Genomic DNA, 23,298 nt, shown 5'->3' with positions numbered 1-23,298 from the left:
GCCCGGCCCGCTCCCCATGGTCGTCCCCACCCAGGACCTCCCGCCCCGGGTCCGCATCTATGAAGTAGGCGCCCGGGACGGCCTGCAGAACGAGAATTCGGCCGTCCCCACGGAGGTCAAGGCGGAGTTCATCCACCGTCTCGCCCAGGCGGGCCTCACCACCATCGAGGCGACCAGCTTCGTGCACCCCGAGTGGGTGCCCCAACTGGCCGACGCCGAGCAGCTGTTCCCGCTCCTGGCGGACGTGGAGGCCAAGCTTCCGGTCCTCGTGCCGAACGCCCGAGGCCTCGACCGCGCCCTCGCGCTCGGCGCACGTAGCGTCGCCGTCTTCGTCAGCGCCACGGAATCCTTCGCCAAGGCCAACCTCAACCGCACGATGGGCGAGGCCCTGGCGGTGACGGAGCCGGTCGTGGCCCGCGCCCGCGAGCAGAAGGTGCATGTGAGGGGCTATCTCTCCATGTGCTTCGGCGATCCCTGGGAGGGCCCCGTGCCCATCGCCCAGGTCGTCCGCACCGCGAAGTCCCTCCTGGACATGGGCTGCGAGGAGCTGAGCCTCGGCGACACGATCGGCGTGGCCACACCGGGCCATGTCCTGGCGCTGCTCGCCGAGTTGAACGAGGAGGGCGTGCCGACGGACCGCATCGGCGTGCACTTCCACGACACGTACGGCCAGGCCCTCTCCAACACCCTGGCAGCCCTTCAGCACGGCGTAAGCACGGTCGACGCGTCGGCGGGCGGCCTGGGCGGCTGTCCGTACGCGAAGAGCGCCACCGGCAATCTCGCCACGGAAGACCTCGTATGGATGCTCGACGGCCTCGGTATCGAGACCGGCGTCGATCTCGGCCGTCTCACCGCCACCAGCGCGTGGATGGCCGAACAACTGGGCCGACCCAGCCCGTCCCGCACCGTCCGTGCCCTGACGGGCACCTCCCACCAGGAGCAGTGAGAACGATGGACCACCGTCTGTCCCCCGAGCACGAGGAACTCCGCCGCACAGTCGAGGCGTTCGCGCACGACGTGGTCGCCCCGAAGATCGGCGACCTCTACGAACGCCATGAGTTCCCGTACGAGATCGTGCGCGAGATGGGCCGCATGGGCCTGTTCGGCCTGCCCTTCCCCGAGGAGTTCGGCGGCATGGGCGGCGACTATCTCGCCCTCGGCATCGCGCTCGAAGAGCTGGCGCGGGTCGACTCGTCCGTGGCGATCACCCTGGAGGCGGGCGTCTCGCTCGGCGCGATGCCGATCCACCTCTTCGGTACGGAGGAGCAGAAGCGCGAGTGGCTGCCCCGGCTCTGCTCGGGTGAACTCCTCGGCGCCTTCGGCCTGACCGAGCCGGACGGCGGCTCGGACGCGAGCGGCACCCGCACGACGGCGGTGCGCGACGGCGACGAGTGGGTGATCAACGGCTCCAAGTGCTTCATCACCAACTCCGGTACGGACATCACGGGCCTGGTCACGGTCACCGCCGTCACCGGCCGCAAGCCGGACGGCCGTCCGCTCATCTCCTCGATCATCGTGCCGTCCGGGACCCCCGGGTTCACGGTCGCGGCGCCGTACTCGAAAGTCGGCTGGAACGCCTCGGACACGCGTGAGCTGTCCTTCGCGGACGTACGGGTCCCGGTGGCGAACCTCCTGGGCGAAGAGGGCCGCGGCTACGCCCAGTTCCTTCGGATCCTCGACGAGGGCCGGGTGGCGATCTCCGCGCTCGCGACGGGCCTCGCGCAGGGCTGCGTGGACGAGTCCGTGAAGTACGCCCACGAACGGCACGCCTTCGGGAAGCCGATCGGGGCGAACCAGGCGATCCAGTTCAAGATCGCCGACATGGAGATGCGGGCCCACATGGCCCGGGTCGGCTGGCGGGACGCGGCCGCGCGCCTGGTGAGCGGGGAGCCGTTCAAGAAGGAAGCGGCGATCGCGAAGCTCTACTCCTCGACGGTCGCCGTGGACAACGCCCGTGAGGCCACACAGATCCACGGCGGGTACGGATTCATGAATGAGTACCCCGTGGCGCGGATGTGGCGCGACTCCAAGATCCTGGAGATCGGCGAGGGGACCAGCGAGGTGCAGCGGATGCTGATCGCCAGAGAGCTCGGCTTCGCGGGATAGCCGCGGGGTTTCCCCCGCGCTCCGAGGGCAGGCGATCGCGGGAGCCACTGGACTTCAGCTTAGGTTAGGTTAACCTAAGCGCTAGTTCCGGCCAGTGGCCCCGCCGCGCCGCCGTCCTCACGAAAGCAGAGACCCTCATATGTCCCACGCCCGCTTCCCTCAGCCCTCCCGTCGCGGCATCCTCGCCGCAGGCGGCGCCCTCGGCCTCACGGCCCTGCTGGCAGCCTGCGGAGACGAGAAGAAGAGCGGCTCGGGCAAGTCGGACGCCGGGGACTCAGGGCCCTGGAGCTTCAAGGACGACCGCGGCACGACGGCCGAGCAGGACGCGACCCCGAAGAACATCGTCGCCTTCACCGGCGTCGCCGCCGCCCTCTTCGACTACGGCATCGAGGTCAAGGGCGTCTTCGGCCCGACGAAGACCAAGAGCGGCAAGCCCGACGTCCAGGCCGGCGACATGGACATCAGCAAGCTGACGATCCTCGGCAACGAATGGGGCAAGTTCAACATCGAGAAGTACGCGGGCCTCGCCCCCGACCTCCTCGTCTCCACGATGTTCGACGACGCGGGCACCCTCTGGTCCGTCCCCGAGGAGAGCAAGGACAAGATCCTCAAGCTCGCACCGAGCGTCGGCATCAGCGTCTACGACCGCCAGATGACCCGGCCGCTCCAGCGCATCCTCGCGCTCGCCGAGTCGCTCGGCGCCGACGTGAAGGCCGACAAGGTCGTCAAGGCGAAGAAGCGGTTCGAGGCCGCCGCCGAGCGGCTGCGCAAGGTCGCCAAGGCGAACAAGGACATCAAGGTCCTTGTCGGCTCGGCCAGTCAGGACATCTTCTATGTCTCCGGCACGAACCTCTCCGCCGACCTGGAGTACTTCAAGTCCCTCGGCGTGAACTTCGTCGAGCCGTCCGAGAGCGCCAAGAAGGCGAGCGGCGGCTGGTTCGAGAACCTGAGCTGGGAGAACGTCAACAAGCACGGCGCGGACCTGATCATGATGGACAACCGCACCGCCACCATCCAGCCCGCCGACCTAGAGAAGCCGACCTGGGCGAAGCTGCCCGCGGTCAAGGCGGGCCAGGTCATCCCCCGCGTGACCGAGCCCATTTACTCGTACGACAAGTGCGCCCCGATCCTCGAGGACCTCGCCGACGCGATCGAGAAGGCCAAGAAGGTCAGCTGACCCCCTGAACGCATACGCACAGCAGCCCTCTCCGCATTCCGGAGAGGGCTGTTCCGTTTTTGCTCCTCCCGGTGACCGCTGATACCTCCTGGGTTTAATGAGCAAGGAAGTTAGGTTAGGCTTACCTCACTTCCCCAAGTCCCCTCACCCAGAGGAAGTTCATGCGCTCGCACCTGCTCAACGACACCACCGCGGAGCGTTACCGCAGCTCCGTGACCGAAGGGGTCGAGCGGGTGGCGGCCAGAATCGCCACCACCTCCCGCCCCTTCACCGGCATCTCGGTCGACGACCTCGCGCCCCGCATCGAGGCCGTCGACCTGGACGAGCCCCTGCACGACACGATCGCCGCCCTGGACGAGCTCGACGAGCTGTACCTGCGCGACGCCGTGTACTTCCACCACCCCCGCTACCTCGCGCACCTCAACTGCCCGGTCGTCATCCCGGCCGTGCTCGGCGAGGCGGTGCTCTCCGCCATCAACTCCTCCCTCGACACCTGGGACCAGTCCGCGGGCGGCACCCTCATCGAGCGCCGCCTCATCGACTGGACCGCCGAACGCATCGGCCTCGGCCCGGCCGCCGACGGCGTGTTCACCAGCGGCGGCTCGCAGTCCAACCTCCAGGCCCTCCTCCTCGCCCGCGAAGAGGCGGCCAAGTCCGGCAAGCCCGCATCCCAGCTGCGCATCTTCGCCTCCGAGGCAGGCCACTTCAGCGTCCAGAAAGCCGCGACGCTGCTCGGCCTCGGCGAGGACGCCGTCGTCACCATCCCCACCGACGGCGACAAGCGCATACAGACCATGGCACTCGCCCGCGAGCTCGAACGCTGCCTGCACGACGACCTCACCCCCATGGCGGTCGTCGCCACCGCCGGGACCACCGACTTCGGCTCCATCGACCCGCTCCCCGAGATCGCCGAACTCTGCGAGCAGTACGGCAGCTGGCTGCACGTCGACGCGGCGTACGGCTGCGGTCTGCTCGCCTCGCTCAAGAACCGGCACCTCATCGACGGCATCGAGCGCGCCGACTCCGTCACCGTCGACTACCACAAGTCGTTCTTCCAGCCGGTGAGTTCGTCCGCCGTCCTGGTGCGGGACCGCTCGACGCTGAGCCACGCGACGTATCACGCGGAGTACCTCAACCCACGCCGCATGGTGCAGGAGCGCATCCCCAACCAGGTCGACAAGTCCCTCCAGACGACCCGCCGCTTCGACGCCCTGAAGCTGTGGATGACCCTGCGCGTGATGGGCGCCGACGCCATCGGCGAGCTCTTCGACTCCGTCTGCGATCTCGCGGCCGAAGGCTGGCAGCGCATCGCCGCCGACCCCCGCTACGACGTCGTCGTGGAGCCGCAGCTCTCGACACTCGTCTTCCGCTACATCCCCGAGTCGATCTGCGACCCCTCCGCCATCGACCACGCCAACCTGTACGCCCGCAAGGCCCTGTTCGCCTCCGGTGACGCGGTCGTCGCGGGCACCAAGGTCGGCGACCGCCAGTACCTCAAGTTCACCCTGCTCAACCCCGAGACCACGGTCGCCGACATCACGGCCGTCCTCGATCTGATCGCCGGCCACGCCGAGCAGTACCTGGGAGAGACCCTTGACCGCGCTTCCTGATCACCGAGAACCACTGGAACCGACGGAACCACAGGAACCACAGGAACCGCAGGAACCACTGGACTTCATCGGTATCGGCCTGGGCCCCTTCAACCTCGGCCTCGCCTGCCTGACCGAACCCATCGACGAGCTGAACGGCCTCTTCCTGGAGTCCAAGCCGGACTTCGAGTGGCACTCGGGCATGTTCCTCGACGGCGCCCACCTCCAGACCCCGTTCATGTCGGACCTGGTCACCCTCGCGGACCCGACATCGCCCTACTCCTTCCTCAACTACCTGAAGGAAGCGGGGCGGTTGTACTCCTTCTACATCCGCGAGAACTTCTACCCGCTGCGCACCGAGTACAACGACTACTGCCGCTGGGCCGCCGCGAAACTCTCCTCGATCCGCTTCAGCACGACAGTGACCGAGGTGACGTACGAGGACGATCTCTACGTCGTCCGCACCACCACCGGCGACACCCTCCGGGCCCGCCACCTCGTCCTCGGCACCGGCACTCCGCCCCACATCCCCGAGTCGTGCGCGGACCTCGGAGGGGACTTCATCCACAACTCCCGCTATCTACAGTCCAAGCAGGAGCTCCAGCGGAAGGAGTCGATCACGCTGGTCGGCAGCGGCCAGTCCGCCGCCGAGATCTACTACGACCTCCTGAGTGAGATCGACGTACACGGCTACAAGCTCAACTGGGTCACGCGCTCCCCGCGCTTCTTCCCGCTCGAATACACCAAACTGACGCTGGAGATGACCTCTCCGGAGTACGTCGACTACTTCCACGCGCTGCCCGAGGCGACCCGCTACCGCCTTCAGGATCAGCAGAAGACGCTCTTCAAGGGCATCGACGGCGACCTGATCAACGAGATCTTCGACCTGCTCTACCAGAAGAACCTCGGCGGCCCCGTGCCGACGCGGCTGCTCACCAACTCCTCGCTGCGGACCACTTCTTATGAAGAAGGCACCTACACCCTCGGTCTGCATCAGGACGAGCAGGGCAAGGACTTCGAGCTGAGCTCCGAAGGCCTGATCCTCGCGACCGGCTACCAGTACGTCACACCCGACTTCCTGGAGCCGGTGCGCGACCGCATCCGCTGGGACGGCCGGGGCCGCTTCGAGGTCGCCCGCAACTACTCCATCGACACCACGGGACGCGGCATCTTCCTACAGAACGGCGCCGTGCACACCCACTCCCTGACCAGCCCCGACCTGGGCATGGGCCCGTACCGCAACGCGTACATCATCGGTGAGCTGCTCGGCTCCGAGTACTACCCCGTCGAGAAGTCCATCGCGTTCCAGGAGTTCGCCGTATGACCCTCACTCTTCGCCCCCTCGACCCGCTGAAGGACGCCGAGCTCCTGCACGGCTGGGTCACTCACCCCAAGGCCGCGTTCTGGATGATGCAGGGCGCGACGCTGCCGGACGTCGAGCGCGAGTACATGGCGATCGCCGCCGCCGAGCACCACGACGCGTTCATCGGCCTGCGCGATGGCGTCCCCGCCTTCCTGATGGAGCGCTACGACCCCCGGTACGTCGAACTCGTCGGCCTCTACGAACCCGAGCCCGGCGACGTGGGCATGCACTTCCTGACCCCGCCCTCCGACGTCCGCATCCCCGGCTTCACCCGTGCCGTGATCACCAAGGTCATGCGGACGCTCTTCGCCGACCCGGCGACCCGGCGCGTGGTGGTCGAGCCCGACGTCGACAACAAGGCCGTGCACGCCCTCAACGAAGCCGTCGGGTTCCGGGCGGCCGAAGTCATCCAGAAGCCGGAGAAGAAGGCCCTGCTCAGCTTCTGCACCCGCGAGCAGTTCTTCGAATGTCACAGCGAAGCAGCAGTACGCGAAAGGGAATCGGCGATATGACCCTGTCCGACGCAACGGCGCACCTCTCCCCCGAGCGCTGGGAGCAGGCCAACCGTCTCCTCATCCGCAAGGCCATCGCCGAGTTCGCCCACGAGCTGCTCCTCACCCCGGAGCCGCTGGGCGACGACAAGTACGTCGTCCGCAGCGACGACGCCCTGACCCGCTACCGCTTCACCGCGAAACGGCTCAGGCTCGACCACTGGCAGGTGGCAGCCGACTCCATATCCCGGCACCGCGACGGCGCCGAACTCCCGCTGAACGCACTCGACTTCTTCATCGAGCTGCGTACGGCACTCGGCCTGAGCGACGAGATCCTGCCGGTCTACCTGGAGGAGATCTCCTCCACCCTCTCCGGCACCTGCTACAAACTCACCAAGCCCGCGCTCCCGGCCGCCGAGCTCTCCCGCTCCGGCTTCCAGGAGATCGAGACGGGCATGACCGAGGGCCATCCCTGCTTCGTGGCCAACAACGGGCGGCTCGGCTTCGGCGTGCACGAGTACCTCTCGTACGCTCCCGAGACCGCGAGCCCCGTACGCCTGGTGTGGCTGGCGGCGAGCAAGGAGCGCGCCGCGTTCACGGCGGGCGCGGGCATCGACTACGAGTCGTTCTTCCGGGCCGAGCTCGGCCCGGAGACCCTGGAGCGCTTCGACCGGAAACTCCGCGACCAGGGGCTTGACCCGGACGAGTACCTCCTGATCCCGGCCCACCCCTGGCAGTGGTGGAACAAGCTCTCCGTGACCTTCGCGGCGGAGGTCGCCCAGCGGCACCTCGTCTGCCTCGGTGAGGGCGACGACGAGTACCTGGCCCAGCAGTCGATCCGTACGTTCTTCAACACCAGCGACCCGGCCAAGCACTACGTGAAGACGGCCCTCTCGGTCATCAACATGGGCTTCATGCGCGGGCTCTCGGCCGCGTACATGGAGGCGACCCCGGCGATCAACGACTGGCTCGCGAACCTCATCGACACCGACGAGACGCTGAAATCGACCGGCCTCACGATCATCCGCGAGTGCGCGGCGGTCGGCTATCGCCACCTGGAGTACGAGGCCGCCACCGACCGCTACTCCCCGTACCGCAAAATGCTCGCCGCCCTGTGGCGCGAGAGTCCCGTCCCTTCCCTCGGGGAGGGCGAGCAACTGGCCACCATGGCCTCGCTGTTGCACACCGACCTCGAAGGTGCGTCCATCGCGGGCGCCCTCATCGAACGGTCCGGGCTCACCCCCGCCGAGTGGCTGCGCGGCTATCTGCATGCCTATCTGACGCCGCTCCTGCACAGCTTCTACGCGTACGACCTCGTCTTCATGCCGCACGGCGAGAACGTCATCCTGGTCCTGAAGGACGGCGTCGTACAGCGGGCGATCTTCAAGGACATCGCCGAGGAGATCGCCGTCATGGACCCGGACGCGGCCCTGCCGCCCACGGTCGAGCGGCTCCGCGTCGAGGTCCCCGACGACCAGAAGCTCCTGTCCCTCTTCACGGACGTCTTCGACTGCTTCTTCCGCTTCCTGTCCGCGAACCTCGTCACGGAGGGCCTGGCCGACGAGGAGACCTTCTGGGGCGCCGTCGCCGAATGCGTGACCACGTACCAGGAGGCAACGCCCCAACTGGCAGACAAGTTCAAGCAGTTCGACATGTTCACCCCGGAGTTCGCCCGGTCCTGCCTGAACCGGCTCCAGTTGCGGGACAACGAACAGATGGTGGACCTCGCCGATCCGGCGGGGGCGCTGCAACTGGTGGGGACGCTGAGGAACCCGATCGCGTAAGCGGTCACGCACAAGCCGAGTGGGCTCCCGAGACGCCGCGGTCAATAGCGGCTCCGCCGCGGGTCGGGAGCCCACTCATATACGTACGTACGTGACTACTTGCCGGGCCAGGGCACGTCCGGCGCCTTGTAGTAGCCGATGCCCATCGCGTCCCAGCGCGGCCCCTGTTCGGCGAGCCGCACCTTGTACGTGTTCCAGTCGTGCGTCGACGCGGGCGACCAGCCGAGCTCGGCGATGCCGGGCAGCCGCGGGAACGCCATGTACTCGATGTGCGCCGACGTCGAGAGCGTCTCCGACCACAGCGGCGCCTCGACACCCTCGATGGAGTCCGCGGGCGCGCCCTTCAGGTACGTCCCCGGGTCCCAGTCGTAGCTGCGCTGCGTCGAGACGTAACCCGCCCAGGCCAGGCCGAGCGGGGTGTCCTTGTCGTACTTCATGTCGAGGTAGGAGCGATCGGCGGGCGAGAGGACCAGTTTGGTGCCGTTCTTCGCCGCGTTCGCGACCTGCTCGCGCTCGGCGGCGCTGGTGGCGTCGTAGCCCCAGTACTGCGCGATGGCGCCCTTGGCGGGCGTGGCGCCGGTCAGCTGGTGCCAGCCGATCGCGGTCTTGCCGTACTTGGCGACCAGGGGCTGGACCTTGTCCATGAACGCCACATAGTCCTCATGGCTGGTGGAGTGCGCCTCGTCACCGCCGATGTGGATGTACTTGCCGGGCGTCATGGCGGCGATCTCGCGGATGACGTCGTCCACGAAGTCGTACGTCACGTCCTTCTTGACGCACAGCGAGCTGAAGCCGACCTCGGTGCCGGTGTAGAGCGGGGGCGCTACGCCGTTGCAGTTCAGTTCGGCGTACGAGGCGAGCGCGGCGTTCGTGTGGCCCGGCATGTCGATCTCGGGGATCACTTCGAGCTGCCGCGATGCCGCGTACTGGACGATGTCCTTGTACTGGGCCTTCGTGTAATAGCCGCCCTTGCCGCCGCCGACCTGTGTGGAGCCGCCGTACGTCGCGAGCTTGGGCCAGGAGTCGATGGCTATGCGCCAGCCCTGGTCGTCGCTGAGGTGCATGTGCAGCTTGTTGACCTTGTAGAGCGACATCTGGTCGATGTAGCGCTTGACCTTGTCGACCGAGAAGAAGTGCCGCGACACGTCGAGCATCGCGCTGCGGTAGCCATAGCGGGGCGCGTCCTTGATGGTGCCGCCCGCGACCTGCCAGGGGCCCTTCTGCACGGTCTTCTGCTCGGCGGCCGCGGGCAGTTGCTGCCGCAGCGTCTGGACGCCGTAGAAGAGCCCCGCGGACTTGCGGGCCGTGATGGTGAGGGAGCCGCGCTTGGACTCCAGGCGGTAGCCCTCGTTCCCGAGCGACGCGTCCTTGGAGTTCAGCCGCAACCGGATGCCGTCACTGCCACCGTCGTCGGTGACCTTGAGGGGGTAGCCGGTGGAGGGGCGCAGGACGCCCGCGAGATAGCTGCCTGTCTTCTGTGCGTCACGCGAGCCGTCGACCCGGATGCGGGTCTTGGAGTTGATCTCGAACGGGGATCCGCCGGGGACGGCGGACGCGGGGGCCGGGACGACCTGGCCGAGCGGGGTCGGGGTGGCGGCCGTGGCTGCCTCGGCCGCCTCCTGGCCCGTACTGTCACCGCCCGGCACAGCGGCCACGGAGGAGAATCCGGCCGCCGCCACGAGCAGCAGCGAGCCGAACAGGCGGGGCGATCTGTGGTGCTGTCTCACGAGCGGGTCCCTTCGACGGGCCATCACTGTGGTGCAACGCAAGCGAACGGTCACCATGGGTACCTTGCGCCCCGTGGCGGGTCAAGGGTGTAGACCACTTCCGGGGCTCGCCGATGGAAGAATCGCCCCATGGCGGAAATCATCCAGCGCGACGGGACCTGGACCTTCGACGGAGAGACTCTGCGGCTTGTGCCGGGGCGTGACAAGAACGTGTCCCTGCTGCGCAGAGCACTGGGTGAACTGGCCGTTCCGCTCGGGGCGTTGGCCGGTATCGCCTTCGAACAGGGCAAGAAGTCGGGGCGTTTGAGACTGCGCCTCCGGGACGGCGCGGACCCGCTGCTCCAGGCTACGGGCGGCAAGCTCGGGGACGGGGCGGATCCGTATCAGCTGGCGGTGGAATCGGACCGGTACGGCGTCGCGGAGTACCTGGTGGACGAGGTCCGCAACGCGCTCCTCATCGAGCAGGTGCCTGCCACGTCCTGCGAGAGCTATCTGCTGTCGGGCCCTCCGCTGCCGTTGTCCGTGTCGGCGGGGGACGGCACCGCGAGCTTCGACGGGGAGCACATCCGCCTCGAGTGGAACTGGAAGACGGAGGAGGCGAAGGCGGCGGCCGGTGCGCGGACGCTGGCGCTCGACGAGATCGCGGCGGTGGAGTGGCAGCCCGCGGTGGGTCTGGAGAACGGCTGCCTCCGGTTCACCGTGCGGCATTCGCCGACCAAGGCTCCGCCGAAGTACGACCCGAACTCGGTCGAGCTGTGGGGCTTCAAGAAGGATCCGCTGATGGCGCTGGTGGCGGCGGCGGTCCAGGCGAGGCTTCCGCATCCGGCTGGGGCGCCGGGCCCTGCGGAGTCCCCGGAGGCTCCGGGGGGCCTGCCTGCGGCTGTCCCGCCTGCGCCGGAGCCCGCCGAGGACGATCATGATGCGCTCCTGCGGCGGCTGCGGGAGCTGGGTGAGCTACACCAGGCCGGGATACTCACCGACGAGGAGTTCTCGCTTGCCAAGCAGGCCGTACTGAAGAGGATGTAAGCCGTCAGGGCTGGATTTCGACGCGACCCTGCCCGGAATCGGGCAGGATTGTTGCACCCGGAGGGCTATTCCTCCAGGATCGACGAATGCACGACGACCTGGTGGATCACCTGACCCGCAGCACCCCGCTCCAGCGGGGCGAAGCTCTGCGGGTCGTCCAGGACGTGCTCGCCTACTTCGACGAGACGACCGAGCAGTTCGTCCGTCGCCGCCACCGCGAACTGCAGGGACAGGGCCTGCTGAACGCGGCGATCTTCGAGCAGATCTCGGCGGATCTCACATACCGCGCGGTCGCGCCGCCCGAGCTCAGCCTCCGGCAGCTGCGCCGCATCATCTACGGCTAGGACACCCTCTATGTGCGGAATCGTCGGTTATATCGGCAAGCGTGACGTGGCCCCCCTCCTCCTCGAAGGCCTCCAGCGCCTGGAGTACCGCGGCTACGACTCCGCGGGCGTCGTCATCACCAGCCCCAAGGCCGCGGGCCTGAAGATGGTCAAGGCGAAGGGCCGCGTCCGCGACCTGGAGGCCAAGGTGCCCGCCCGCTTCAAGGGCACCACCGGCATCGCCCACACCCGCTGGGCCACGCACGGCGCGCCCTCCGACGAGAACGCACACCCGCACATGTCGGGCGACAACAAGGTCGCCGTCGTCCACAACGGCATCATCGACAACGCGTCCGAGCTGCGCGCCAAGCTCACCGCCGACGGCGTCGAGTTCCTCTCCGAGACGGACACCGAGGTCCTCGTCCACCTCATCGCCCGCGCCCAGGCCGACAAGCTGGAGGACAAGGTCCGCGAGGCCCTGCGCCACGTCGAGGGCACGTACGGCATCGCCGTCCTGCACGCCGACTTCAACGACCGCATCGTCGTCGCCCGCAACGGCTCCCCCGTCGTCCTCGGCATCGGCGAGAAGGAGATGTTCGTCGCCTCGGACGTCGCCGCGCTCGTCTCGCACACCCGCCAGGTCGTCACCCTCGACGACGGCGAGATGGCCACCATCAAGGCCGACGACTACCGCACGTACACGACCGAGGGCTCGCGCACGACCGCCTCGCCGACCACCGTGGAGTGGGAGGCCGAGTCGTACGACATGGGCGGCCACGACACGTACATGCACAAGGAGATCTTCGAGCAGCCCGACGCCGTGGACCGCGTCCTGCGCGGCCGCATCGACGACCGCTTCTCCACCGTGCACCTCGGCGGCCTGAACCTCGACGCGCACGACGCCCGCAAGGTGCGCCGCGTCAAGATCCTCGGCTGCGGCACCTCGTACCACGCGGGCATGATCGGCGCCCAGATGATCGAGGAGCTGGCCCGCATCCCCGCCGACGCGGAGCCCGCGAGCGAGTTCCGCTACCGCAACGCGGTCGTGGACCCCGACACCCTCTACATCGCCGTCTCCCAGTCCGGCGAGACGTACGACGTGCTTGCCGCCGTCCAGGAGCTGAAGCGCAAGGGCGCACGCGTCCTGGGCATGGTGAACGTCGTCGGTTCCGCGATCGCCCGTGAGGCCGACGCGGGCGTGTACGTCCACGCGGGCCCGGAGGTCTGCGTCGTATCCACCAAGTGCTTCACGAACACCACGGTCGCCTTCGGCCTGCTCGCCCTGCACCTCGGCCGCATCCGTGACCTGTCGGTCTCCGACGGCAAGCGGATCATCGAGGGCCTGCGGAAGCTGCCGGGCCAGATCTCGGAGATCCTCAAGCAGGAGGACGAGATCAAGAAGATCGCCAAGGACTACGCGGACGCCCGCTCGATGCTCTTCATCGGGCGTGTACGCGGCTACCCCGTCGCCCGTGAGGCCTCCCTCAAGCTCAAGGAGGTCTCGTACATCCACGCCGAGGCCTACCCGGCCTCCGAGCTGAAGCACGGCCCGCTCGCGCTCATCGAACCCGCGCTCCCCACGGTCGCGATCGTCCCGAACGACGACCTCCTGGAGAAGAACCGCGCCGCCCTCGAGGAGATCAAGGCCCGCAGCGGCAAGATCCTCGCGGTCGCGCACCAGGAGCAGGAGAAGGCCGACCAGACGATCCTCGTCCCGAAGAACGAGAACGAGCTGGACCCGATCCTGATGGGCATCCCGCTCCAACTCCTCGCCTACCACACGGCATTGGCGCTCGGCCGCGACATCGACAAGCCCCGCAACCTGGCGAAGTCGGTCACCGTCGAGTAGTCCCGCCCCGCGGAGTCGAGTAGCCCCGCCCCGCAGACATGAACGACCCCCTGTGCGTGCCACCAATCGCACAGGGGGTCGTTCTTCAGGGGGCGGGGGCGCCCATTCCCCCGACCCACGCCTGCGTCGACCGATGGCCGTCACTCCCCGGCCGGCAGGGCGTGCAGTTGTCGTGCCACCAGTACATACCCCTCACGAGGACGCAACCCACTCCTACGCACGAGTAGATTTATCTACATGGGAGGAAAGTTGACGCCCCGTCGGCCCCGCCCTACTGCCACGCTACGGAATGACCACGACGGGGCGTTGCGCGCGGCGCGCGAGCCGGCCCGCGACCGAGCCGAAGATGCGCCCCACGATCCCGTGCGTCGAGCCGACGACGATCGCGTCCGCGGAGTACTCACGGCCGACCTCTTCGAGCTCGTGGCAGATGTCCCCGCCACGCTCGACGAGGATCCACGGCACCTCGGCCAGATAGTCCGCACAGGCCAGCTCGAGCCCGAGCACCTCCGTGCGGTGATCCGGCACGTCGACGAAGACCGGGGGCTCACAGCCCGCCCACACCGTGGTGGGGAGTCTGTTGGCCACATGCACGATGATCAGGCCGGAGCCCGATCGATGGGCCATCCCGATCGCGTACGAGAGTGCGCGCTCACTGGAGGTCGAGCCGTCGAAGCCGACGACGACCCCGTGCCGGAAGGCCGGATCGCAGGAATGACGTGGTTCTTCCGCCGCCTGGGGGGTCGCCGTGGGATCGGCGACCTGCCGCTTGCGGTCCGCGGGTTCGGAGAATTCGTGACCGGCCATGGGTGTCTCGGCGAAGGAGTCCTCTGTGGGAGGGTCGGCTCTGTTCGGGTCGTACGGCTCATTATGGAGCGGAACGGGCAGGGACGGGGAAAAGCAGGGACGGGGACGAGCGGGGACGAGCGGGGACAAACACCGGAGCTGTGTCCGGGAATCATCTTCCCAACCCCATACCCCTAAGGGTAGGGCGACACTCCTCTCCTGCCCAGAGCCTTCGACGGGCCCTGCGGGAGCCTCACGGCGTTCACCGGAGCATGCATGAGCGGCGCCCGGATGGCAATGGTTGCTGCCTTGTACAGGCGGTTTGGGCACCCACCCGCGTGGGCTGTCATCGGCCACAAGGTTCACGCCAGTGACCGGCCGCGCGACCACGCGTTGAACTCGGTACGCCACCGCCACAGGGAGCCCGCCGTGCCTGGACCGCCGACCGTGTCCTCACGAGTCACGACGAAGAGCCACCGACGCCCACCAGAGGGGGCGCACGAGCGTCCACGGGGTGGTGTCCCGGCGCCGCGCGCCGAGGAGGCGCCTCCCGCCGCTCCCCAGGATGCGGTGAGCGAGGTCGTCCGCTGGGCCGCGTTCAGCTGTGTCCTGGTTCCCGTCGTCCTTGTGGGGTATGGGACCTCACTGGCCGGAGCCGCGGGGTCGGCCCTCGGGCTCGTGGCCGTGACGGGAGTCTGCCGGGTGCTCCTGCGGCAGTCCGAGCGAGGCGCGGCGCGGGTGCTCGACGAGCAGAGCTGTGACCGCAGGGGGCGGCACGGGCGGACGGGCGCGGGGGCGCACAGAGGTGGTCGGCATTCTGGTGGGTCCACGCCGGAGGACTGACCGATTCGCGCGCACTCCCCCGTAACTTTTCAGCCAACTTCCTATGGGCGTGCATTCCTTGGCCGAAGGGGTGCTCAACCCCGGTCTCACCAGGGCTGAAAGGTGCGAAGAAGGCCCTTGCACCCTACGGGGACCGGCCACTGCGCCGAGGCGCACTTCCCAGCAACGCCCGTGAGTGCAACGCTTCGTGATCGACTGCTTCACGCCAAGTTGCCATGTCGACATAGTGCCGGGTCCGTAACTGGTCACCCCGGCAGCACGGGACACAGTAGATTCGATCATGACTGTATTACGGCGGGGGACTGGTGGAGGACCGAGGGGAAACGTGCAGGAGCGACAGGTCCGACAGGAACGCCAAGAGCGCCGAGAACACAGAGCACGCAGAGCACGCCAAGAACAAGGAGCCGCGACGACCGAGGGGGGCTTAGCACCATGAGCCACGACTCCACTTCCGTGCAAGAAGCCGTGGCCCGGAAACTCTCCGGGCGCCGCCGCCGGGAGATTGTCGCGGTGCTGCTGTTCAGCGGTGGCCCCATCTTCGAGAGCTCCATACCGCTCTCCGTGTTCGGGATCGACCGGCAGGACGCCGGGGTTCCCCGGTACCGGCTGCTGGTCTGCGCCGGTGAAGAGGGACCGCTGCGTACGACCGGGGGGCTCGAACTCACCGCGCCACATGGCCTGGAGGCCATAGGGCGGGCAGGCACCGTCGTCGTGCCGGCCTGGCGGTCGATCACATCGCCGCCGCCGCCGGAGGCGCTGGACGCGCTGCGCCGCGCGCACGAGGAGGGCGCCCGCATCGTGGGGCTCTGCACCGGTGCGTTCGTGCTCGCCGCGGCCGGTCTGCTCGACGGCCGTCCGGCGACCACGCACTGGATGTACGCGCCGACGCTGGCCAAGCGGTATCCGTCCGTCCATGTGGACCCGCGTGAGCTCTTCGTCGACGACGGAGACGTACTCACGAGCGCGGGGACCGCGGCCGGAATCGATCTGTGCCTGCACATCGTGCGGACGGACCACGGCAACGAAGCGGCGGGCGCGCTCGCCCGCAGGCTCGTCGTGCCTCCGCGCAGGGCCGGCGGCCAGGAGCGTTACCTCGACCGGTCGCTGCCCGAGGAGATCGGTGCGGATCCGCTGGCCGAGGTCGTCGCCTGGGCGCTGGAGCATTTACACGAACAGTTCGACGTGGAGACCCTGGCGGCACGCGCGTACATGAGCAGGCGCACCTTCGACCGCAGGTTCCGCTCGCTCACCGGGAGCGCTCCCCTGCAGTGGCTGATCACTCAGCGTGTACTGCAGGCACAGCGGCTGCTCGAGACCTCCGACTACTCCGTCGACGAGGTCGCGGGCCGCTGCGGCTTCCGCTCGCCCGTGGCACTGCGGGGTCATTTCCGGCGCCAGCTGGGCTCGTCGCCCGCCGCCTACCGGGCCGCCTACCGCGCCCGCAGGCCGCAGGGGGGTGAGCGGGCCCTGCTGGAATCGGCGCCCGTTCCCGTCCCGTCGGCGCTGAGTGCGGAGGGTGGTCCTGTCCCGTCGCAGACCCGGCGTACGGCGGCCGCGAGCGCGCTCGGCCCATCGGCCTCGCTGTCCGCGGATCCGGGAAAACCGCACTCGGATATGTACGCGCCAGGGCATCCGCCACTGCCCGGCCAGAGGAGTGCGCCGTAGGGTAAGACGCATGAACGACCGCATGGTGTGGATCGACTGCGAGATGACCGGGCTCTCGCTGACGGACGACGCACTTATCGAGGTGGCCGCACTGGTCACCGACTCGGAACTGAACGTGCTCGGCGAAGGTGTGGACATCGTGATCCGCCCGCCGGACGCGGCGCTGGAGACCATGCCCGAGGTGGTGCGCAAAATGCACACCACCTCGGGGCTCCTCGACGAGCTGGCCGGCGGCACGACGCTGGCGGACGCCGAGGAGCAGGTCCTGGCCTACGTACGTGAACACGTCAAGGAGCCGCGCAAGGCTCCGCTCTGCGGGAACTCGGTCGGCACCGACCGGGGCTTCCTGCTGCGCGACATGGGAACACTGGAGGAGTTCCTCCACTACCGCATCGTCGACGTGTCCTCCATCAAGGAACTCGCCCGGCGGTGGTACCCCCGGGCGTACTTCAACAGCCCGGACAAGAACGGCAACCACCGGGCCCTGGCCGACATCCGCGAGTCCATCGCCGAGCTGCGCTACTACCGCGAGGCGATCTTCGTTCCGCAGCCGGGCCCGGACTCGGACACCGCGAAAACCATCGCGGCGAAGTATGTGCTGCCCTCGGACTGACCTCCGCGGAAGCGCTGTGTACGGGGTCCGTAAAACGCGTGCGCGAGCACCCCTTCGGACCCTGTACACTTTTTCTCGGCCGGTCGGAAGAACAACATACGACCGGACATGGTGGGTGTAGCTCAGTTGGTAGAGCACCTGGTTGTGGTCCAGGTGGCCGCGGGTTCAAGTCCCGTCACTCACCCTGAATGATCAAGGCCCGACCTGCGAAAGCAGGCCGGGCCTTCTTCATGCCCGGAACCGTGGCCAAACCGTGGCCACACACCCCCCGCCATTCGCCCCTAATCTGCCCCCATGGCAAGCATCGCGCGGCTTCGTCGAGCCGGATGCCCTGGTGTGCCGTCGCGATGGTGCTCCCGCTCCGGACCCTGCTCCTGAGCGCAGCCCGCAGGGCGCTGTGCTGGACCCATCCCGGCGTCAGTACGCCCGAGGTCAGCCCTTCTCCCCCATGGCAGCGCGGAGCCAGTCCAGTGGCGTCTGGGCCAGCAGTTCGTCAGCCAGCCGTTGCCCCGACTCTGTGACGATGCGTGCTCGGCTGTTGTCGATCCACCGCTGAGCGCTGGCGTACCCCTGGCCCTTGTATTCCAGGCCCTGGAGCATGCATTCCAGCTTGTCGGCGTCCCGCGCACAGATCGCCTCGGCTGACTCTTTGGCCTCGTACTCGGCGACCAGGACACGGACAGCGTCGCGCAGAACCTTGGGCATGCCTGCTGTCTGGTCCGCGGTCACCGCCTCTGCGTCCCCCGGCGCGGCGTACTTCTTGCCCAGGTGGTTGACGTCTCCGGTGCGCGTCTCCTGGGAGTCGTGCCACACCGCCAGGTGAGCGGCGCGCGCCGCGTCCACGCCCTCAAGCGTCGCGATGACCGAGGCGATGACGGACGTGCGCCACGCGTGTTCGGCCACGCTCTCGGGGTCTCGAACGCCCGCCATCCACCAGCCCGTTCGGCGCGCAGACTTCAACGTGCCCGCCTCCCAGAGGAAGTGGGCGACCTCTTTCAGGTCCTGGTCAGCCACGGTGTCCCCTTTCACGCCTCGGCGAGGCGGATTGCGTACCGAATGCCCTCCAGCTCTCGCCGAGCCTGCGGGGAGAGCTGCAAGTCATCCAACATCACAGGAAGCCGGTGGCGTAGAGCGGTCCCGGCAGCGGACGGTGCGCGCAGCAAGTTCGGGCGGGCAGCCAGTAGCGACCACAGTGTGTGGACGTTGAGATCGAAGAAGCCGTGCCTGGGGGTGAGTCCGCGGACGAGGTGGTCTAGCAGTCGGTAGCCATGCCAGAAGCTCGGCGCGGGCGAGGCGATGAAGTCGTCCGACAGCTCAATGTGCGTCGACTCCCCGATCCAGTACGCCCAGTAGTTCAGGTTCGCTGCCTCGGCCGTTTCATCGTCACCGAGGGTGTGCGTGATGAAGTGCGCCATCCGGTCTCGATCGCCTTGGCGAGCCTCGATGGCGGCGACGGAACGGGAGTTGAGCCAGCGAATCAACCAGTCATCCGGCCGCTCGAGTCTCTGCTGGTGGGCCAGCCAGTCGGATGTGTCTGTGTCCGCGTCGAAACCTGCCAGGTACAGGGCTTGGCGTCGCAGCAGGAAGTCCCCTCCGCCCCGGGCCTGTTCAGCTGTCTCTCGCATACGGGTGAAGAACCGCGCACGGTCCTCGGCCGAAAGCTCAGGCGCTCCTGGTGCAGGGCCCCGGCGGGGGCGCGGCGGCTTGGGGAGGTTCCGTACCGGTGTGGGAGCTGCGCCGGTGAGCGGCCACGTCAGGACCTCAACAAGGTCTCGCTGCATCACCCAGGCTCCCAGCGGGCTCGCCTCGGTGGGCTGACTGTCATCAAGGGCACTGGCCAGGAGCGCATCAGCTTCCAGGGCGCGTTCGAGGGCTGTCAGGAGTCCCAGGGCCGTGCCCATGCGCATCAGCCTGTGGCGGTGCACGAGCGTCTGCCCCACTGGCACGGACGTGAGCGGTCGGCGCCCGGACTCCCACCCGGCAATGGTGTCTGGCGAAACGCCGAATGCTTCGGCAAAGCCGTCCTGAGTGTGGCCCAACTGTTCGCGGATCACGCGGAAGACGTAGCCCGAGACGATGCCCGCTCGGACGCGCTCGGGCGTTCCCTGACCCCCGGTCAGGGTTGATCGCGTGTGATGCTCCATGACGCCCCCTTGCACGCATTTGGCGGGGCACTTACCCGTACCTGCGGTCACTTCTGGCAACGATCACCGCTACCTACTGTCAAGGGGTGATGACCAGCAACTCAGCGTAGTGGGAGTGGTGCCGCCGTGAACGCCGTAGAACGAACCTCGATGGCCCCCAGAGGGGGAATTTCGCTGCAGGCCCTGGATAGCCAGCAGGGCGACGGCGCGATCTCCGAATGGCTAGCCCGCGCGCAGGCGGCGCCCGAACTCGCCTGGCGCGAGTGGCAGGAGGGGGGGCGTGGCGCTGCTACCTCTCGGCAGCAGGTTCGTTGCGGCCCGCCTGCCTGAGGCTCTCGCGTACGCGGCTGTGCTGGCCGCAGAGCCGGAAGAGGTCGCCGAGCGCCTGGAGCAGCGCCTCCAGGGTCCGGTCATCTTCGACGGCCGGACGATGGGCGGCACCTATTACGCCCTGATGGAGCCGCGCGACCGGCCAGCGTGGAAGCACCAAGACGTCGCCCCGCTCCTGGGACGAGGTACCTACCTCGGGTTGCCAAAGCTCACCCGACGGGAACCGCCCGGTATGTACTGGGTCGTGCCACCGCGCTTCACCGGCGATCTGTGCACCCCCGAGCACGTAGCCGCCCTGATCGCCCACGGTCGCGAGCGGCTGGCCAGGGAGCTGGAGCAGTGAGGCCCACCGTCCCCGCCGAAGCAGCCCCTGAGGCACAGCAGGCCTATCAGGTGCAGCTTGCGCACCTGTACGCCTGCCCGCAGTGCCGCCTAGAGGCCCCGTGTGAAGACGGCCGCCGTATCCGCCGCGCACTGCAAGCGGCGCGCACGGCCGCCGCCCCCATGAACTCCCGCCGCGACAACAGCGGACTGTAGAACCCCTCGCCCCGAGACGCGCTCTGCCTGGCGCTCATCCGCTCGGGGCGAGGGAGGCCGTACTCATCCACCAACACAGGAGGTTCCTGATGGGCACGCTCACGAACGGCAGGACCACCATCCCCTACGAGCAGCACACCGCTCCCGGTCTGGACTGGCGGAAGGCCGGACGGACGGACCGACCTCGACCCGATCCTCAAGGAGTGCGTCATCCTCGCGGAGGCACCAGCCGCACAGAGGCACCCGCACCACAGCATCCCGGATGGCACCCGCATGATCGCCATCAGCGACGACAAGGACCCGAGTGCTGCGGTGCTGCTCATGAGCCGCGTAGAGATCAGCAAGTTCTTTGACGGGGTGATCGCGGGTGAGTTCGACGACTTCCGGGCCAGCGAGGACGAGCTCCAGGCGGCGGGCGTCGGAGCAGGCTGACGAAGCGGCGCCGCTCTTCCGGCCCCCGGCCGACAACTGCCGCTCCCTGACCGGCGGACCGGTCTGTTCGGAGCATGAAGGCCCACCGCTCGAGACAGAACGCTGCTGGAGCGGAGTCAGGATCTGCCCCGTCTGCACCCCGCTGGGCAACACCCACGAGGCCACGCGGCTGATCGTCCAGCGAGCGCACCGAGAGTTCAACAACGAGTACTGGCATCAGCCGGGGCCTGTGACCTAGCGGAACAGCGCAACCGGGGAGGGCTGGCAGGTTTCGGCGCTGGCAGCCCTATTCCGCGCTAGACGAGGTCGCGGCGCGGCACGTCGAAGCGTGTTGCCAATGCCGCTGGGGGGCTGCTCAAGGCCCGTTCTGCGAAAGCAGTCCGGGCCTTCTTCATGCCCAGGTGGCGTCCCCAGGTTGACAGGCAGACGATGGAATGAGGGGGTCATGTCCAGAATGGAGGAAGCCGTCATGATCGAGGTCAAGGCAGTCGAGAAGCCGGATGAGCGGCGGGATTTCCCCCGCGGTCACCTCGAAGCGGTCCATCTCACTGGGCTGGACTTCGCCGTGGGCACCTTCGAGCCCGGCTGGCGCTGGTCCGAGTCCGTGGCTCCGATCGCGGGGACCACGAGCTGCCAGATCCACCACAACGGCTATGTCGTCCAGGGGCGGATGCACATCCGCATGGACGACGGAGGCGAGAGCGAAGTCGGACCGGGCGATGTCTTCGTGTGCGCGCCCGGGCATGACGCCTGGGTCGTGGGTGAGGAACAAGTCGTGGTGTACGACTTCGCGGGAGGCATGGCGCAGGAGTACGCGAAGGAGGCGAAGGGGTAGAGGGGGGCAGGGACAGCTGCCTGGCGCGCCTCTGCGTCTGCCCGACTGGTCATAGGGGCAGGGCTCTCGGCGTAGAGAAGATGCGCAGTGTGCACTCCGCTTTGCTTCCCCTCAGGGAGGACCCTGAAGGGAGGCAGAACTGGCCGCGAACGAGCTCCCCTCCACGGCCGGTTCACCTCGAACGTGGGCGTCGACACCGCGGGAATGCGTCGATGCCCACGGGGCTGACAAGCGTGGCGGACGGAAGGCGGCCCGGTCGTCGCCCAAGCAGAATCGGCCGCGACGCTCCCCATGGTCACGACCGATCCGCCTCGACCATGGAGGCGGCAATGCGGGAGAGAGCTCACCTTCCATGGGAGTCGGGATGTCACCGGCTCTCTGCGTGCCTTCCCGTGGAAGCGCCGCTGACACAAGTTGAAACGCGAACACCCTTCTGGTGCGGGCCGCTCAGGACGACGCCCGCTCCACCAGCTCCGTAGGAAGCACCAGTTGGCGGCGCTCAAGGCGCCGGACCGCGGCCGGGCGGCGGTCCGCTATCTCGGTGAGGAGGAGATCGATCATCGCCCGGCCCATCTCCTCGATCGGCTGGCGCACGCTCGTCAGCGGTGGGTCCATGTGGCGGGCGATCGCCGAGTCGTCGAAGCCGACGAGCGCCACGTCGTCCGGTATCCGGCGCCCGGCCTCGCGCAGGACCTGGCGCGCGCCCGAGGCCATCACGTCGGAGCCCGCGAACACCGCGTCAAGGCCGGGGCAGGACTCGAGAAGCTCTGTCATCGCACGCCGGCCGCCCTCCTCCGTGAAGTCGCCGGGCGCGATGAGGCGCTCGTCCACCGGGCGGCCCGCGTCCGTCAGGGCCGCGCGGTAGCCGTCGAGGCGGCGCTGGGCGCCGTAGACGTCCAGGCGGCCGGTGATGGTGGCTATACGCGTACGGCCGCGGCCGAGCAGGTGCTCCACCGCTGTCCGCGCCCCGGCGAAGTTGTCGGAGTCCACCGAGGGCAGCGCCTCTTCGGCCGAGCGGCGGCCGCTGATCACCGCGGGGATCTCCAGCTGAGCCAGGAGGTCCGGCAGCGGGTCGTCGGCGTGGACGGAGACCAGGAGGACCCCGTCCACGCGGTGGGCCGCGAGGTACTGGGCGAGGCGCTGACGCCTGCGGTCGTTCCCCGCGAAGATCAGCAGGAGCTGCATCTCCGTCTCGCTGAGCTCCGCCCCGACACCGCGCAGGACGTCGGAGAAGTACGGCTCGGCGAAGAAGCGGGTCTCGGGCTCGGGCACGACCAGGGCGATGGCGTCGGTGCGGTTGGCGGCGAGGGCACGGGCCGCCGTGTTCGGGACGTAGCCGAGCTCCGCGACGGCGGCCTCGACCGCCGTACGGGTCGCCTCGCTCACCCGCGGCGATCCGTTGATCACGCGGGAGACCGTTCCGCGACCCACGCCCGCCCTCGCGGCGACCTCTTCCAGGGTCGGTCGTCCGCCACTGCGGCCGCGCGGTCCGTGAGCTGGCATTGTCCGCCTCCCGTCGCACTCCCCGTCGCACTCCCCGTCGCGCTTCCCCCGGGCGAGGAATGTAAATGTAGAGGAATGTAACAGGCTGATCTTCGTCGGTCCGATGAGCTGAATCGCGGGCGCCCCCGTAACAGCCCGATAACTGAAGGCATATCTCTCTGTCCGGTCCCTTGAC

22 protein-coding genes and 1 tRNA gene are annotated in these 23,298 nt (G+C 68.2%); 18 read left to right on the top strand and 5 right to left on the bottom strand.

Annotated elements, in window-relative coordinates; translation table 11 throughout:
* Positions 1–16 precede the first annotated feature (16 nt).
* The 7 genes from ACGFSB_RS01175 (at position 17) to ACGFSB_RS01145 (ending at position 8,510) form a co-directional block, all read left to right on the top strand.
* Positions 17–946, top strand: coding sequence for a hydroxymethylglutaryl-CoA lyase (locus ACGFSB_RS01175; protein ID WP_393393754.1), 930 nt, complete (start codon positions 17–19; stop codon positions 944–946).
* A gap of 5 nt (positions 947–951) precedes the next feature.
* Positions 952–2,106, top strand: coding sequence for an acyl-CoA dehydrogenase family protein (locus ACGFSB_RS01170; RefSeq protein WP_393392232.1), 1,155 nt, complete (start codon positions 952–954; stop codon positions 2,104–2,106).
* A gap of 139 nt (positions 2,107–2,245) precedes the next feature.
* Positions 2,246–3,283, top strand: a complete 1,038-nt coding sequence (locus ACGFSB_RS01165; protein WP_393392229.1) for an ABC transporter substrate-binding protein — start codon at positions 2,246–2,248, stop codon at positions 3,281–3,283.
* A 161-nt stretch (positions 3,284–3,444) separates the two neighbouring features.
* Entirely contained in the window at positions 3,445–4,893 is a 1,449-nt protein-coding gene (locus tag ACGFSB_RS01160; RefSeq protein WP_393392226.1) for a pyridoxal phosphate-dependent decarboxylase family protein, read from the top strand.
* Positions 4,894–4,960: 67 nt separating this feature from the next.
* Entirely contained in the window at positions 4,961–6,196 is a 1,236-nt protein-coding gene (locus tag ACGFSB_RS01155; RefSeq protein WP_393393751.1) for a lysine N(6)-hydroxylase/L-ornithine N(5)-oxygenase family protein, read from the top strand.
* Positions 6,193–6,747: a GNAT family N-acetyltransferase gene (locus tag ACGFSB_RS01150; protein ID WP_393392223.1), complete on the top strand. Its 555-nt coding sequence runs from the start codon at positions 6,193–6,195 to the stop codon at positions 6,745–6,747. Before ACGFSB_RS01155 ends, ACGFSB_RS01150 begins: the two co-directional genes overlap by 4 nt.
* Positions 6,744–8,510, top strand: a complete 1,767-nt coding sequence (locus ACGFSB_RS01145) for an IucA/IucC family protein (protein WP_393392220.1) — start codon at positions 6,744–6,746, stop codon at positions 8,508–8,510. Before ACGFSB_RS01150 ends, ACGFSB_RS01145 begins: the two co-directional genes overlap by 4 nt.
* A 95-nt stretch (positions 8,511–8,605) precedes the next feature.
* Here ACGFSB_RS01145 and ACGFSB_RS01140 read toward each other — a convergent pair whose 3' ends face one another.
* Positions 8,606–10,237: a beta-N-acetylhexosaminidase gene (locus ACGFSB_RS01140; protein ID WP_393392217.1), complete on the bottom strand. Its 1,632-nt coding sequence runs from the start codon at positions 10,235–10,237 to the stop codon at positions 8,606–8,608.
* A 129-nt stretch (positions 10,238–10,366) separates the two neighbouring features.
* Between ACGFSB_RS01140 and ACGFSB_RS01135 the strand changes: the two genes are divergently transcribed.
* The 3 genes from ACGFSB_RS01135 to glmS all read left to right on the top strand — a co-directional run bounded on the left by ACGFSB_RS01135 (position 10,367) and on the right by glmS (position 13,435).
* Complete coding sequence (locus tag ACGFSB_RS01135) at positions 10,367–11,263, top strand: DUF4429 domain-containing protein (RefSeq protein WP_393392214.1); 897 nt, start codon at positions 10,367–10,369, stop codon at positions 11,261–11,263.
* An 86-nt stretch (positions 11,264–11,349) separates the two neighbouring features.
* Positions 11,350–11,607, top strand: coding sequence for a hypothetical protein (locus ACGFSB_RS01130; RefSeq protein WP_393392212.1), 258 nt, complete (start codon positions 11,350–11,352; stop codon positions 11,605–11,607).
* 10 nt (positions 11,608–11,617) lie between these two features.
* A complete protein-coding gene (gene glmS / locus ACGFSB_RS01125; RefSeq protein ID WP_393392209.1) occupies positions 11,618–13,435 on the top strand; it encodes a glutamine--fructose-6-phosphate transaminase (isomerizing) in 1,818 nt (605 codons plus the stop codon).
* 282 nt (positions 13,436–13,717) lie between these two features.
* On the opposite strand, the gene ACGFSB_RS01120 is transcribed toward glmS, so the two are convergent.
* On the bottom strand, positions 13,718–14,242 hold the full coding sequence (locus ACGFSB_RS01120; RefSeq protein WP_135333169.1) for a universal stress protein: 525 nt from the start codon (positions 14,240–14,242) through the stop codon (positions 13,718–13,720).
* Positions 14,243–14,791: 549 nt separating this feature from the next.
* On the opposite strand from ACGFSB_RS01120, the gene ACGFSB_RS01115 reads away from it, so the two are divergent.
* From ACGFSB_RS01115 to ACGFSB_RS01100, 4 genes are all read left to right on the top strand, one after another.
* Positions 14,792–15,064, top strand: a complete 273-nt coding sequence (locus tag ACGFSB_RS01115) for a hypothetical protein (RefSeq protein WP_393392206.1) — start codon at positions 14,792–14,794, stop codon at positions 15,062–15,064.
* 432 nt (positions 15,065–15,496) lie between these two features.
* A complete protein-coding gene (locus tag ACGFSB_RS01110; RefSeq protein WP_393392203.1) occupies positions 15,497–16,729 on the top strand; it encodes a GlxA family transcriptional regulator in 1,233 nt (410 codons plus the stop codon).
* 10 nt (positions 16,730–16,739) lie between these two features.
* Complete coding sequence (gene orn, locus ACGFSB_RS01105) at positions 16,740–17,342, top strand: oligoribonuclease (protein ID WP_393392200.1); 603 nt, start codon at positions 16,740–16,742, stop codon at positions 17,340–17,342.
* A gap of 111 nt (positions 17,343–17,453) precedes the next feature.
* A tRNA-His gene (locus ACGFSB_RS01100) sits at positions 17,454–17,526 on the top strand.
* Positions 17,527–17,774: 248 nt separating this feature from the next.
* Here ACGFSB_RS01100 and ACGFSB_RS01095 read toward each other — a convergent pair.
* Together ACGFSB_RS01095 and ACGFSB_RS01090 are read right to left on the bottom strand one after the other, a co-directional pair.
* Positions 17,775–18,356: an HD family hydrolase gene (locus ACGFSB_RS01095; protein WP_393392197.1), complete on the bottom strand. Its 582-nt coding sequence runs from the start codon at positions 18,354–18,356 to the stop codon at positions 17,775–17,777.
* An 11-nt stretch (positions 18,357–18,367) separates the two neighbouring features.
* Complete coding sequence (locus ACGFSB_RS01090) at positions 18,368–19,486, bottom strand: helix-turn-helix domain-containing protein (protein ID WP_393392194.1); 1,119 nt, start codon at positions 19,484–19,486, stop codon at positions 18,368–18,370.
* A 280-nt stretch (positions 19,487–19,766) separates the two neighbouring features.
* Here ACGFSB_RS01090 and ACGFSB_RS01085 point away from each other — a divergent pair, with 280 nt between their 5' ends.
* From ACGFSB_RS01085 to ACGFSB_RS01070, 4 genes are all read left to right on the top strand, one after another.
* Complete coding sequence (locus ACGFSB_RS01085) at positions 19,767–20,159, top strand: hypothetical protein (RefSeq protein ID WP_393392192.1); 393 nt, start codon at positions 19,767–19,769, stop codon at positions 20,157–20,159.
* Complete coding sequence (locus tag ACGFSB_RS01080; protein WP_393392189.1) at positions 20,156–20,353, top strand: hypothetical protein; 198 nt, start codon at positions 20,156–20,158, stop codon at positions 20,351–20,353. The genes ACGFSB_RS01085 and ACGFSB_RS01080 overlap by 4 nt, the downstream gene beginning before the upstream one ends.
* 273 nt (positions 20,354–20,626) lie before the next feature.
* On the top strand, positions 20,627–20,785 hold the full coding sequence (locus ACGFSB_RS01075) for a hypothetical protein (RefSeq protein ID WP_393392186.1): 159 nt from the start codon (positions 20,627–20,629) through the stop codon (positions 20,783–20,785).
* A 469-nt stretch (positions 20,786–21,254) separates the two neighbouring features.
* Positions 21,255–21,620, top strand: coding sequence for a cupin domain-containing protein (locus ACGFSB_RS01070; RefSeq protein WP_393393748.1), 366 nt, complete (start codon positions 21,255–21,257; stop codon positions 21,618–21,620).
* Between the two features lie 447 nt (positions 21,621–22,067).
* Here the strand turns inward: ACGFSB_RS01070 and ACGFSB_RS01065 are convergent, their stop codons facing one another.
* Complete coding sequence (locus ACGFSB_RS01065) at positions 22,068–23,123, bottom strand: LacI family DNA-binding transcriptional regulator (RefSeq protein WP_393392183.1); 1,056 nt, start codon at positions 23,121–23,123, stop codon at positions 22,068–22,070.
* Positions 23,124–23,298: the final 175 nt, after the last annotated feature.

It is taken from the genome of Streptomyces sp. NPDC048441, assembly GCF_043200235.1.
Taxonomy (GTDB): Bacteria; Actinomycetota; Actinomycetes; order Streptomycetales; family Streptomycetaceae; genus Streptomyces.
This window is presented reverse-complemented; position numbering and strand designations above follow the sequence as displayed.